This window comes from Bacillus sp. XB1 (genome assembly GCF_053557995.1).
Genome location: NZ_JBNRIL010000001.1, coordinates 2,121,433 through 2,134,270 on the forward strand (window position 1 = coordinate 2,121,433; position 12,838 = coordinate 2,134,270).

General features: G+C 36.1%; 12 protein-coding genes. 2 read left to right on the forward strand and 10 right to left on the reverse strand.

Going from position 1 to position 12,838, the window contains the following annotated elements; translation table 11 throughout:
- The first annotated feature begins 14 nt into the window (after positions 1–14).
- Entirely contained in the window at positions 15–2,714 is a 2,700-nt protein-coding gene (locus tag ACK1U5_RS10775) for a PBP1A family penicillin-binding protein (RefSeq protein ID WP_001283099.1), read from the forward strand.
- Positions 2,715–2,740: 26 nt separating this feature from the next.
- Here ACK1U5_RS10775 and ACK1U5_RS10780 read toward each other — a convergent pair whose 3' ends face one another.
- From ACK1U5_RS10780 to panB, 10 genes are all read right to left on the reverse strand, one after another.
- The gene (locus ACK1U5_RS10780) at positions 2,741–3,259 is read right to left on the reverse strand and encodes a YpoC family protein (protein ID WP_000442650.1); all 519 of its coding nucleotides are present in this window, start codon (positions 3,257–3,259) and stop codon (positions 2,741–2,743) included.
- Positions 3,260–3,262: 3 nt separating this feature from the next.
- A complete protein-coding gene (gene nth / locus ACK1U5_RS10785) occupies positions 3,263–3,910 on the reverse strand; it encodes an endonuclease III (protein ID WP_000933034.1) in 648 nt (215 codons plus the stop codon).
- Between the two features lie 15 nt (positions 3,911–3,925).
- Positions 3,926–4,633: a DNA replication protein DnaD gene (dnaD, locus tag ACK1U5_RS10790; protein WP_000728552.1), complete on the reverse strand. Its 708-nt coding sequence runs from the start codon at positions 4,631–4,633 to the stop codon at positions 3,926–3,928.
- A 120-nt stretch (positions 4,634–4,753) separates the two neighbouring features.
- Entirely contained in the window at positions 4,754–5,941 is a 1,188-nt protein-coding gene (aspB, locus tag ACK1U5_RS10795; protein ID WP_069604948.1) for an aspartate transaminase AspB, read from the reverse strand.
- An 18-nt stretch (positions 5,942–5,959) separates the two neighbouring features.
- The gene (locus ACK1U5_RS10800; RefSeq protein WP_000758739.1) at positions 5,960–6,463 is read right to left on the reverse strand and encodes a cell wall elongation regulator TseB-like domain-containing protein; all 504 of its coding nucleotides are present in this window, start codon (positions 6,461–6,463) and stop codon (positions 5,960–5,962) included.
- Positions 6,464–6,470: 7 nt separating this feature from the next.
- Positions 6,471–6,641: a YpmA family protein gene (locus ACK1U5_RS10805; RefSeq protein ID WP_000358352.1), complete on the reverse strand. Its 171-nt coding sequence runs from the start codon at positions 6,639–6,641 to the stop codon at positions 6,471–6,473.
- A 250-nt stretch (positions 6,642–6,891) separates the two neighbouring features.
- Positions 6,892–9,696 carry an ATP-dependent DNA helicase DinG gene (gene dinG, locus ACK1U5_RS10810; RefSeq protein ID WP_000044957.1) on the reverse strand — a complete coding sequence of 935 codons (2,805 nt, stop codon included), beginning with the start codon at positions 9,694–9,696 and terminating at the stop codon, positions 6,892–6,894.
- Between the two features lie 131 nt (positions 9,697–9,827).
- Complete coding sequence (gene panD, locus ACK1U5_RS10815; RefSeq protein WP_000490182.1) at positions 9,828–10,211, reverse strand: aspartate 1-decarboxylase; 384 nt, start codon at positions 10,209–10,211, stop codon at positions 9,828–9,830.
- Between the two features lie 12 nt (positions 10,212–10,223).
- Complete coding sequence (gene panC / locus ACK1U5_RS10820) at positions 10,224–11,072, reverse strand: pantoate--beta-alanine ligase (RefSeq protein ID WP_000707027.1); 849 nt, start codon at positions 11,070–11,072, stop codon at positions 10,224–10,226.
- Positions 11,072–11,908, reverse strand: a complete 837-nt coding sequence (gene panB, locus ACK1U5_RS10825; RefSeq protein ID WP_000851108.1) for a 3-methyl-2-oxobutanoate hydroxymethyltransferase — start codon at positions 11,906–11,908, stop codon at positions 11,072–11,074. The genes panC and panB overlap by 1 nt, the downstream gene beginning before the upstream one ends.
- A 483-nt stretch (positions 11,909–12,391) precedes the next feature.
- Between panB and ACK1U5_RS10830 the strand changes: the two genes are divergently transcribed.
- Positions 12,392–12,781 carry a cupredoxin domain-containing protein gene (locus ACK1U5_RS10830; protein ID WP_000062393.1) on the forward strand — a complete coding sequence of 130 codons (390 nt, stop codon included), beginning with the start codon at positions 12,392–12,394 and terminating at the stop codon, positions 12,779–12,781.
- Positions 12,782–12,838: the final 57 nt, after the last annotated feature.

Sequence of the window (12,838 nt, forward strand, 5' to 3'; positions counted from 1 at the left end):
TAGGAGAAAGTATAATGTCAGATAATTATCGTTCTCGTACAGAACGAAATCATGTGAAAAATCAAGAGAAAAAAACACATAAAGAAGAAAAACCAAAGAAAAAAGGCTCCTTTTTCAAGAAATTCCTTATAGGTTGTCTACTTCTTGGTATCGTTGGTCTTGTAGCCGGCGTTTCCGCTTTCTTTGTTATGGTAAAGGACGCTCCAAAATTAGACAAATCCAAACTTGTTAATCCTTTATCAACAAAGTTTCTCGATAAAAACGGAAATTTCTTTTATGAATACGGTGCTGAAAAACGAACACATGTTACTTATGATCAAATTCCAAAAGTAGTTGAAAATGCATTTCTTGCAACTGAGGATTCGCGTTTCTATGATCATAATGGAATTGATTTTAAACGAACTACAAAAGCAGTTATGGAAAATGTCACTGGTGGTTTCGGTTCCCAAGGTGGTAGTACGATTACACAGCAAGTCGTTAAAAACTACTTTCTAACGATGGACAAAACTGCTAAAAGAAAAGTGCAAGAATGGTACTTATCTTACAAATTAGAGCAACAATACTCTAAACATGAGATTTTAGAAATGTACTTAAATAAGATTAATTTAGGTAACCGTTCATACGGTATTGCGACAGCAGCGCAAAAATATTATGGTAAAGATTTAAAAGACTTGCAATTACATGAAGCTGCTATGCTCGCTGGTTTACCCCAAGGTCCAAACATTTATGATCCAACAAAAAAGGAAAATGTTGAACGAGCAACAAATCGTCGTAATGTCGTATTATCATTAATGAATCGACATGGTTATATAACAAAAGAAGAAATGAATAACGCCGTTAAGATTCCAGTAACTGAGGGCCTTCAACCGTCTTCAGAAGTAACTGAGATGAAGTATCAAGCATTTTTAGATGCGGTTGTAAAAGAAGTTGAAAAAGAATATCCTGATGTAAATATCGGTTCAGATGGTTTAACGATTCATACAACACTTGATCAAGATGCTCAAGATTACGCCGACAAAATTATGGATGGCAATCTTATTAAGTATCCGGACGATCAATTCCAAGGGTCATTCGTATTTATGGATACACAGTCTGGAGAAGTTCGAGCAATTGGTGCTGGACGTAAAGAAAGTAAGTCTACTTTCAAAGGTCATAATATGGCAACTGATTTAAAACGCCAAGTTGGTTCAACAATGAAACCAATTTTCGACTACGGTCCGGCAATTGAAAATTTACAATGGTCTACATACCATCAATTAAACGACTCAGAGTATACGTATTCCAATGGTAAGAAAATACAAAATGCAACAAAGAGTTACAAAGGTGACGTTTCACTACGTGAAGCTTTGAAAAAGTCATTAAACATTCCAGCTTTAAAGACAGCACAAACAGTTGGTCTTAATAAGTCAAAAGAATTTGCTGAAGGTTTAGGCATGACCTTTAAAGAAGGAAAAGTCTACGAATCAACAGCAATCGGTAGTAACGATAGTTCTCCATTAGAAGTAGCAGGTGCATATGCAACCTTTGGTAATAGTGGTAACTATAATAAACCACACTTCGTAAAAGAAGTAACCTTCCCGGACGGGAAAAAGAAAAGCTTTAAACCGAAAGAACATCGCGCAATGCAAGACTATACAGCTTATATGGTTACTGACGTTCTTCGTGACGTAGTAAAACCTGGTTCTGGTGGTACAGGTCCAACAGCATACGTTTCAGGTGTTGACGTAGCAGGTAAAACAGGAACACAAAACTTTGATGAATCAGTTCTTCAAAAATATGACATCCCAGCTGATGCAAACAGAGATAGCTGGTTTGCTGGATATACGCCACAATACACAATGGCTGTTTGGACCGGTTACGAAAAAGATGGTCCAAAAAATTATGTTAGCGATCGCTCCACTAGAATTGCACAGCAAATGTTCCAAGTAATGATGAGCAAATTCGCTACAGATAAATCACGCTTTGAACGTCCTTCTTCTGTACAAGAAATAAACGGAGAGTTATACGTAAAAGGTGCGAAAAAAGATGCAATTAAACAAATTAAAGTAGATGCCCCTAGTGGTCTGAATGTCACTTTTGATGGCGCTAGCACAGTTACACTAAACTGGTCTGGACCAGCAGAAGTTGATGCATATGCAGCCAGCTATAAAGCAACTGACGGTTCAAGTGGTAGCCTATCAATAAGTGGTACGACAGCTACTCTTGGTGGTATTAAACCAGGTGTTACTTACAGCTTCTCTGTAGTAGCGAAAAAAGGTACTGGCACAAGCCCAGCAGTTGGTGCATCCTTCACTGCGCCTGGCGGAACTCCAGATGCAAAAAAAGCTGAAGAAGAGGCTAAGAAAAAGGCCGATGAAGAAGCTAAGAAAAAAGCTGATGAGGAAGCCCAGAAAAAGGCTAATGAAGATAAAGTAAAACAAGACGAAGCTAAGAAAAAGGCTGAAGAAGAGGCTAAGAAACAACAAGAACAGCAACAGCAAGAACAACAACGTAAACAGCAAGAAGAAGCTCAAAAGAAAGCTGATGAGGAAGCTAGAAGGAAAGCTGAAGAAGAAGCTAAGAAAAAAGCTGAAGAAGAAGCTAAGAAGAAAGCTGAAGAAGAGGCCAAGAAAAAAGCTGAAGAAGAGGCTAAGAAACAACAAGAACAGCAACACCAAAATCCCGGAGGAGATACACCTCACGCAGACGGTGCTGTTGTTACAACAGAGTCCTAATATACAAAAAAAGAAGTCCGTTTCTCTTAACGAGAAGCGGACTTCTTTTTTGTTATCATTTTCTTTACATACAGCTTTTCTATTTCGATATACAACTGCGCTAATTGAATATAAGAATGATAATTACTCGGTTTCTTTATAATGAATGAATATCTTTCCATAAAATTAACAGGTTGCACTTTTAATTTATTCGTATTTATTTGCATTTCATTCAAACTATGAACAGGTTGTTCATTTAGCCAATAGACAACCGATAACAAGTGAGCTGCAAAAAGAATCATTGGTCCCTCAGCCTCTTGCTTATTTCTATTTCGAAACAGTATAGCAATGTCTTCATGCTTATTTTTCCATACATTCAACATCGCTGGAATGCTGTTTTCAATTTCCTTCCATGGCTCATACTGTCTTTCAATATCAAATATAAAGTAAGTATTTTGTATTATCTCTTCAAAAGAATTGTCTGTATGATACTTAATTAAATTTACACTTTCTTTAAAAAATGGTAAACAGTGAAATTCTTTCGGTATTTCTATAACTCGTTCCATCCTTTATTTCACCTTCATTCGCTTCTTTCCTTCACGACATACTTCTAACAGTCTGCATTCCTCACATTGCGGTCGTTGTGCTTTACAATGATAACGTCCAAAGAAAATCATACGATGATGTGTAACTCCCCACTCATCCATTGGTACTTTCTTCATTAATGTTTTTTCTACTTCTAACACAGAGTCTTTCCATCTACACATAGCTAATCGTTTACTCACTCGCTCCACATGTGTATCAACAGCAATTGCCGGAATTCCAAACGCTACGGAAACTACAACATTCGCTGTTTTCCTTCCTACACCTGGTAATTTCGTAAGTTCATCTCGATCGTTCGGTACTTCTCCATTATAGTCATCTAATAACATTCGGCATAATTTTTGAATGTTTTTTGCTTTATTTCTATACAATCCGATAGAGCGTATATCTTGTTGTAATTCTTCTAGAGAAACACTTAAATAATCTTCTGGTGTTTTATATTTTTGAAATAAATTTCTTGTCACTTTATTTACAAGTACATCCGTACATTGTGCAGATAACGCCACCGCGATTACAAGTTCAAATGGATTATCATGAACCAATTCACAATGTGCTTCTGGATACATATCCGCCATTGTGTCTAAACAATAACGGATTTGCGTTTTGTTAAGCATATTTTTCCTCCTATATTACTGCTCCAACCAATTATAAAAAGGCACTTTTCCAGTAAATTTCGTCTCTTGTTTTGTCATTTGTTGTGCCCTTTGTTGATTCGCTCTAAATTTTTGACCTTGATTTTGAGCCTGATCTACCGTTTTAATTCCATTCTTTTTCCACTCAAATAAAATACGATCAATATATCGGAAATTTAGTTTTCCACTCATTACAGCTTCTCTAAGAGCCGCTTGAATTAAATTTGGATGATGTTGATCTTGGTCCTCCCACATCCCTAACGTTTCACATTCGAACGGCGAAAGTGGTCTTCCAAATTCTTTTTCAAATACTGTATATAAATTTACTTGTAGCTGTTTTTTTTCTTTTTGCTCTTCCTCTATTGATTCATCCATTAAGAAATGTAATATTTTTTCCCATAACGGTTGTAAAGAATAACTTTCGCACATCATCGCTTCTGATCTTTGTCCACCTTCTAGTGATAAAAAACCTTTTTGAATCAACGTCTGAATTACTTCCATACATTTCATTTCCGTTATCGTCATCCGTTCAGAAATCTCTGAAGGAGTCGGAAACGAATTACCTGATTCTAAAAATGTGTGTACATGAAGTACAACCATAAATTCCGTCTCATTTAAACCTAATTTTTTATAATGCATCATAAGCAATTTTGGAATTGCAATGCTTCCCTGCTCAAACCACTGTAACATCATTTTCTTTTTCATCACCAAACACCTCGCTCTCTAGTATAACACACCTTTAGCTATTTCTTTTTGCCACAATCCGTCAAAAAAACCTCCCCATTAATAGGGAGGTTTTTTATATTACATGAATGAAATATAAAATTAAGCTTGCACTTTACTTTTCATAAATGTATGGATGCGCTCTAATGCTTTCTCTACTTGTTCAAGAGATGTCGCATATGATAAACGAACATTATTTGGAGCACCAAATCCTGTACCTGGTACAAGAGCCACTTTTTCCTCTTCTAATAGAGCTTTTGCCCAATCATCAACTGTTGCATATCCTGATAAAGCTACAGCTTCTTTTACGTTAGGGAATAAGTAAAATGCCCCTTGCGGTTTAATACAAGTAAAGCCAGGGATTTGAATTAATTTATCATAAATGATGTTTAATCTCTCTTCAAAGGCTTGACGCATTGTTTCCACAGGTTCTTGTGAGCCTGCATATGCCGCAATTGCGCCGTATTGAGCGATTGAAGTAGGGTTTGACGTACTATGACTCGCTAAATTCGTCATTGCTTTAATAAGCTGCTTATTTCCTGCAGCATATCCAATACGCCATCCTGTCATAGAATGAGATTTAGATACACCATTAATAATAAGTGTTTGTTCTTTTAATGCATTAGAAAGCTGGGCAATTGAAGTATATTCTACGCCACCATAAATTAATTTTTCATAAATTTCATCAGAAACGATTAAAATATCATGTTCTAAACATACTTCTCCAAGCTGTTGTAATTCTTCTTTGCTATAAATCATTCCTGTTGGATTGCTCGGTGAATTAATAATAACTGCTTTCGTTTTCTCTGTAATTGCCTCACGCAGCTGCTTTGCTGTAATTTTGTACTCATTGTCTTCTAAACCTTCTACATAAACCGGCTTACCGCCAGCAAGCTTTACTTGCTCTGGATAGCTTACCCAGTAAGGAGTTGGGATGATAACTTCATCTCCCTCATCAAGTAATACTTGGAATAATGTATATAATGCATGCTTTGCACCATTACATACAATAATTTCAGATGGATCATACGCAATACCTTGATCGCGAGTAAATTTCTTCACAATTTCTTGTTTTAACGATTGTAATCCACCTGTTGGTGTATACTTCGTATGCCCTTCTAACATCGCTTTATGTGCAGCATCCATAATATGCTTTGGTGTATTAAAGTCAGGTTCCCCTGCCCCTAATCCAATTACATCATGACCCTCTGCTTTTAATGCTTGTGCCTTTGCTGTAATTTCTAAAGTTGAAGACGGTGTTAAAGCAGCTACTCGCTTTGCTAATTTCATTTGTAGTTCCCCCTACATCTATTTTTCAATGCTATATCGTCTTAAAAATTTTCCATCTTTAAATTCAAGATAGTAATAACTATAACGATTGTCATCATCAATATATGTAACTTCCCATAGTGGTACATCATTTTCAAAGCCTAATTTCACTTTCATAATCTCTTTCGGCTTACTTTTTGATTCCTTACTTTCATTGCCGACTTGCTCTATTGTTCTTTGTATAGCCTCTTTTTCAGAAATACCTTCGCTCTTTTTCCTTACTACAGTATCCCCTTTTTTCTCAGGCACCCAAACGATAAGTTGTTCTCCCTTTTCATCTGTACCTTGCACGACTATATATGCAGATTTTCCGTTGTAATAATCAACAGATTTCACCTTTGTAAGCTTTGCTTTTTCTTTAGCAATTTCTACAAATTTCGACTCTTTTGGAATTTTCTTTCCCATCGCTTTATTATAAACATACGCCCCATATATTCCGCTAGCAACGATAACAATAATGATTGCAAAGATCCACTTTTTCATTGTATCACTACGTTCTGTAAATCGTAAATACAGCTGTTTCTTTATCTTTTTCGTCTAATGCTAGTCCGAACATGAGGTCCTGCTCTTTTAACGTACGATTTAAACTATCAACAATTTTATACAAATCCGACGAATATTTAATACGCGTCGTTGATAGTACTTCGATTTTCTTATCCATGAAAAAACTCCTCCGTTACACAAAAATTTCTAATTATAGAAGAACGCAATGCGGTTACAATAAGAGTACATTCTTTACAACCCCTGCTTCATCACCCATCTATTATAGCAGGACATGTACAGCAAAAAAAGGTTTCAAGTCGAAAACCAACACATTTTGTATACAAGAAGTAAGAAAAATAAAATTCCTCCTACCCACATTTTTTACGCCTGAAGTTTATAAGTACTTCAGGCGTATTTTTCTTCCATTTTTATTCATTTGATGGTTCTTCTAATTGTACTAACAATTCTTCTAATGGTCCTTCATAAAGAGGTACGTTAGGAATCGATTGTAGAAATCGTTTTCCATAGGAAGAACTCGTCAAACGACGATCTAACACTACTACCGTTCCTGTATCTGTATTCGTTCGAATTAAGCGGCCGAATCCTTGTTTGAAACGTAATATTGCTTGTGGGAGCGCTAATTTAGCGAATACATCTTCACCTTGATTTTTTAGCCACTCACCTTTCGCTTCCATCATCGGCTGATGAGGAGGTGTAAATGGTAGACGGACTATAACAAGACAACTTAAGGCATCTCCAGGAATATCTATTCCTTCCCAGAAACTGCTCGTCCCTAATAAAATTGATTTGTCGAACTCTTGAAACTTTCGAATTAAGCGGCTTCGACTTCTATTATTCACACTTTGGGTGAGTAATAAATAACCCTCTAATTCATCATTATTTTTTAAATTCGCATACGCTTCTTTTAACATTTCATACGAAGTGAATAAAACGAGCATTCTGCCTTTTGTGGCTTTTGCTATCTTTGCAATATGTTCCGATACAGATTCAATATATCGCTCATTACTTACTTGCTTAATAAAAGGTACATCCGTTGAAACCATTAATTTCATCTGTTCATCATAACGAAATGGTGACGGAACCTTTAATGTATTTGGAGCGAAATCATGTAAACCAAGTTCCTCTTTTATATAATCAAACGTATCGTTAACTGTTAGTGTTGCGGATGTAAAAATAACACTCTTTTTTTCTGTTAAAAATTCATCAGCAAATCTTTCACCAATATGGACAGGCTGTGCGTATAGAACTGTTGAATGAATCGTCCCTTTCGTTTCAGTCTCCATCCAAGTTACATACGAATTCTTTTCTAATACGAGTAACTGTAATGATTCTGCCATCTTTCTCAGCAACTCAATTAAATGCATAAATTCACCTGTTACAACATGCATCTCCCATTCTAACTTACTTTGCAATATATCCACTTGCTTCTCAAGAGCAGTTACTACCCTTCTTAATTCATATATAAAACGATTTGTTAATTCGACGATACTATCCCACAACTTACCTTTTTCTAGTTCTGCGTTATACCTATAGATGAGCGGCATATTATTCGTTCCTTGCTCTTGCTTTGTTTGTTTAAATATAAAAGTACGTAACATTTGGAAGAGTTCATCCGCATCAAACTTAAGTTCCTTCAAACTATAACTTATCATACGGAAAGTTGAACGAGATGCTTGCTCTGATTTTTTCATCATTTTATATACTTTGGAGAGTACATCTTCTGTTTCTAGCGTCCCAAGACGAGATATAACCAATTGAAAATACATACAAGAGAACTGTTCACCCAATGTTCTACTCGCAGCTTCTTCAATATGGTGAGCTTCATCAAAAATAATATGTTCGCATGAAGCAAACAACGGTTCTTCACTTGAAAAATCTTGAAATAATAACGCATGATTTGTAATAACGATATCTGCAAATAAAGCTTTATTCTTCGCTCGCTGATAAAAACAACGACTAAACCAATTACTTTGCATACCGCCTGGACTATACGCATCGCTACAAATACGATTCCAAAGTAACTTTCCGCCCTCAGGAATATTTAATTCGTCTCGATCACCTGTTTCAGTTTGCAATAGCCAAACTAAAATCTTCGCCTTCGTAAGTGCCATATCATAATTTTTTTCTTCCTCTTGCAAAGCATACTCAAATTTATGTAAGCATAAATAATGCTTTCTTCCTTTTAGAAGAGCTGCCTCAAATGAAAATGGCATTATTTTTTGTAATAACGGAATTTCTTTTTCTAATATTTGTTGTTGGAGTTGTACCGTTTGTGTACTTATAATGACAGGTTCTTCTTTTCTCTTTGCAAAATAAAGACTAGGAAGCAAATAAGCAAGAGTCTTTCCTGTTCCTGTACCCGCTTCAATTAGTGAAAAACGAGAATCTCTTAACGCCGTATATATCTCTTTCATCATCAGTTGTTGACTTTCTCTTCTTTCAAACTTTGGCATATGTGATTCCAATTTATCCATCGTTTTATTCAAGAAAGCATCAAACTTTGATGAACACGTTTCTCCAAGGTTTAAGGAATAGTTCCGCTTTTTCAGCGCAATATTTCGATGTATTTCATACTCCGCTATATCTTCTTTACCGTGCATTACTTTCTTTAAAATATTTTCAGAAAGCACATCAGCTATATCGCTTTGGAACACATCACTTAATTCATAAAGCGATTGCAACGTGACAAGTGGTAACTTTTCAATTTCATTTAAAAATTGTAAAAATAATTCCGCTGTTGCAAGAGCATCACTATCCGCACGATGTGGTTGATCGTGCTCTAGTTCATGCTTCTTAGCTAAATCACGTAATTTATAACTATCGGCTGTCGGCAAAAGAATTTGAGCCAATTCAACCGTGTCGATTTTCGGACAATGTATTTCTGTATATCCAGCTTGCCTTAATTCTTCATTTAAAAAATTCCAATCAAAGTGAACATTATGCGCAACGAAAGCCGCACCTTGTAATAGCTCAACAATCATCGGGGCTACATCTTGAAATAACGGGGCTTGTTTTACAAGACTTTCATCAATCCCTGTTAATTCTGTAATAAATGGTGGGATCTCTCTCTTTGGGTTAACAAAAGACGAAAAAATCTCCAATATCTCTCCATCTTCTACTACAACAGCTGCAATTTGGGTAATTTTATCCTTCCCATCTTTCCAGGAGTTCCCTGTCGTCTCTAAATCAACAACGACATAACGCTTACTCATATATGTAACACCTCAATTTCTTACCTTTCAAACAACAATAATTTATATAATGTTACTATACCACGTTTTATCTCATCTTAATGAAAAGATGCACAAAAAAGCTATCTCCGCAATGGAGATAGCCTTTCTACTTATAATATCGTACCCGCTTTTTCAGCACCTAACATTTCAATAATTTGATTATTATCGTCTAATACTGCAATTTTTGGTTCTTGTTTATGAATCTCTTCTTCCGTAACTAGCCCATAACAAATAATAATTACTTTGTCCCCTGGTTGTACAAGCCTTGCCGCAGCACCGTTTAAACAAACAACACCACTACCGCGTTCCCCTTTAATAACGTATGTCTCTAAGCGAGCACCATTATTATTATTTACAATTTGGACTTTTTCGTTTTCTACAATATTTACTGCATCCATTAAGTCTTCATCAATTGTAATACTACCTACATAATTTAAATTTGCCTCCGTTACAGTTGCACGATGTAACTTTGCTCTCATCATTGTGCGAAACATAGATGCTCCCCCTTATTTAACTGTTAATGTTATATTGTCAATTAATCTTACATTTTCAAACTTAACTGCAATAGCTAAAATGATTCTTCCTTTGACTTTCTCTACCATTGTTAATGACGGATATGCATATAAATCTGCATAATCTACAGTGCCTTTCGTATGCGTCTCAATATACTCTTTCACAAGATTTGTAATGATTTCGGGATTACGTTCACCTGCCTCAATTCTTTCTTTCGCTATACATAGGCTGCGGTATAAATGAAGAGCTTCTTCACGTTCATCTTGTGATAGGTACACGTTACGAGAACTTTTCGCTAAACCATCTTCTTCCCTTACAATATCAACTGGTACGATTGTAACTGGAATATTGAAATCAGTTACAAACCCTTCAATTACTGCAACTTGTTGAGCATCTTTCATACCGAAATAAGCACGCTTTGGCAGCGTAATATTAAATAGTTTCATTAGTACAGTTGCAACACCAGCAAAATGACCAGGTCTTTGTTGACCGCATAATACGTCCGTGCGCTTCACAACTTCTACCGTTGTTGTTTGTTCTGCTGGATACATTTCTTCTACACTCGGATAAAATAAATAATCTACACCGTTTTCTTTTGCTACATTTTCATCTCTATCAATATCACGAGGATATCGATCTAAATCTTCATTTGGGCCAAATTGTAGTGGGTTTACAAATACACTTAAAACTACAGTTTCATTTTCTTCTCTTGCCTTACGTAATAAAGTAGCATGGCCTTCATGTAAATAACCCATTGTTGGAACAAAACCAATACTCTTTCCACTTGCACGAAGTTCGCTCGTAATTTGCTGCATCTCTTGCACTGTAGTTACGATTTTCATTATTGTTTTCCTCCATATAACGCTAAGCATTCTTCCTCTTTCATTGTGAACGAATGTTTTTCTTCAGGAAATTGCCTTGTCTTTACTTCAGTAACATATTGTGAAATCCCACGCACAATCTCCTCTTGAACAGACGTATATTGCTTCACAAATTTCGGAACACGATTTACGCCGTATGAGATAAGATCATGATAAACAAGCACTTGCCCATCTACTTTTTGTCCTGCGCCAATCCCAATTGTCGGTATTGTTAGTTGCTCTGAAATAAGTTCTGCTAACTGCATTGGTACACATTCTAACACAAGCGCTATTGCACCAGCTTCTTCACATTTCTTTGCATCTTCTATTAATTTTTTTGCACTCTCCGCATCTTTTCCTTGCACTTTATATCCACCCAACACTCCTACAGATTGAGGGGTTAAACCTAAATGCGCTACAACAGGAATTCCTGCGTTCGTCAAATATTGAATCGTCGATATAACTTCTCCAGCACCTTCTACCTTCAGTGCGTGTGCCCCGCTCTCTTGAACGATGCGGCGTGCATTCACCATCGTTTCTTGTAATGATACGTGATACGACATAAATGGCATATCAGTTACAATAAACGTCTCTTTCGCTCCGCGGCGTACAGCTTTCGTATGATGAATCATATCCTCTACTGTTACAGGTACTGTTGAATCGTATCCGAGTACAACCATTCCAAGAGAATCTCCAACTAGAATCATATCAACTTCAGCTTCTTCTGCTAATTTAGCAGATGGATAATCATACGCCGTTAGCATTGTAATCGGCTCACCTTGCTCTTTCATCTTCAAAAAATCTGTTTTTGTTTTCAAAAACTACTCCTCCTTTATGCAGGAGAGAGGAGATGGCCGAAATCATATAAAAAAACCCCTCTGGCCATAAAAGGGCAGAAGGGTTGTGTGTTAGTCGGCATTATTCATCCCTCTGTCCCAGTCCGTTATTGGATCAAGGCAGAATCCAAGTTATTATTTTTCGTATGACTTCGAATCATGGTGCAGTTCGCTCTGATACTGCCCACATTCGAACTAATTATAGCAAACTACAAAAAGGAATTACTACATTTTTTCGAAAAAATAATTTTTTATTCTTATTACGGTATATGAAATTTAACACGAGAGTATATATGCTATACAGTTTTTATGGATAATTCAATCCTGAAAAGATACATGTTTTTTCAACGCATGTTAAAAAAGTCCAAGTTAATTTTTTCTGTAATCAATTTAACTATATAGTATAACTCTTAAACTAATGATGCAGGTTAATTGAGGAAAGTACTTAACAAAGGAGAATTGCAGATGTCTATGAACAGGTGGTTATTTCGATTCAGCAGTTTGCTTGTAATGATTGTATGGTGGATGTCTTTAGGATCCTCCCAAGTATTTGCCTCAGTTCATGTCGTAACACAACCTACCGATTTAACGAAAGTGATTGAGGTTGAACTAAATGATGATTACTTTAATCCAAATGTCATAACGATTCCGCTTGAAGGATCAACAACATTACTATTGAAAAATAAAGGTAAAAACGAGCACACCTTTACAGTGAAAAAACTCGGTATTGACGTCGTAGTCCAGTCAGGAAAAGAAAAGAATATTACCGTGAAACCTAAAAATACTGGTACATATGAATTAATATGTCGATACCATCTTCTTAAAGGAATGACAGGCAAAGTAATCGTCAAATAACATGCCAGGTCAACTCGACGGAAGCTATTTTGAAATGAACTTTAAATATGAAAAGAA

What these genes read in the sequence shown, in the direction of transcription:
- ACK1U5_RS10775 (WP_001283099.1), top strand. Translation starts at nt 15, where the DNA reads ATGTCAGATAATTATCGTTCTCGTACAGAACGAAATCATGTGAAAAAT.
- ACK1U5_RS10780 (WP_000442650.1), bottom strand. Translation starts at nt 3,259, where the DNA reads ATGGAACGAGTTATAGAAATACCGAAAGAATTTCACTGTTTACCATTT.
- nth (WP_000933034.1), bottom strand. Translation starts at nt 3,910, where the DNA reads ATGCTTAACAAAACGCAAATCCGTTATTGTTTAGACACAATGGCGGAT.
- dnaD (WP_000728552.1), bottom strand. Translation starts at nt 4,633, where the DNA reads ATGAAAAAGAAAATGATGTTACAGTGGTTTGAGCAGGGAAGCATTGCA.
- aspB (WP_069604948.1), bottom strand. Translation starts at nt 5,941, where the DNA reads ATGAAATTAGCAAAGCGAGTAGCTGCTTTAACACCGTCTTCAACTTTA.
- ACK1U5_RS10800 (WP_000758739.1), bottom strand. Translation starts at nt 6,463, where the DNA reads ATGAAAAAGTGGATCTTTGCAATCATTATTGTTATCGTTGCTAGCGGA.
- ACK1U5_RS10805 (WP_000358352.1), bottom strand. Translation starts at nt 6,641, where the DNA reads ATGGATAAGAAAATCGAAGTACTATCAACGACGCGTATTAAATATTCG.
- dinG (WP_000044957.1), bottom strand. Translation starts at nt 9,696, where the DNA reads ATGAGTAAGCGTTATGTCGTTGTTGATTTAGAGACGACAGGGAACTCC.
- panD (WP_000490182.1), bottom strand. Translation starts at nt 10,211, where the DNA reads ATGTTTCGCACAATGATGAGAGCAAAGTTACATCGTGCAACTGTAACG.
- panC (WP_000707027.1), bottom strand. Translation starts at nt 11,072, where the DNA reads ATGAAAATCGTAACTACAGTGCAAGAGATGCAGCAAATTACGAGCGAA.
- ACK1U5_RS10830 (WP_000062393.1), top strand. Translation starts at nt 12,392, where the DNA reads ATGTCTATGAACAGGTGGTTATTTCGATTCAGCAGTTTGCTTGTAATG.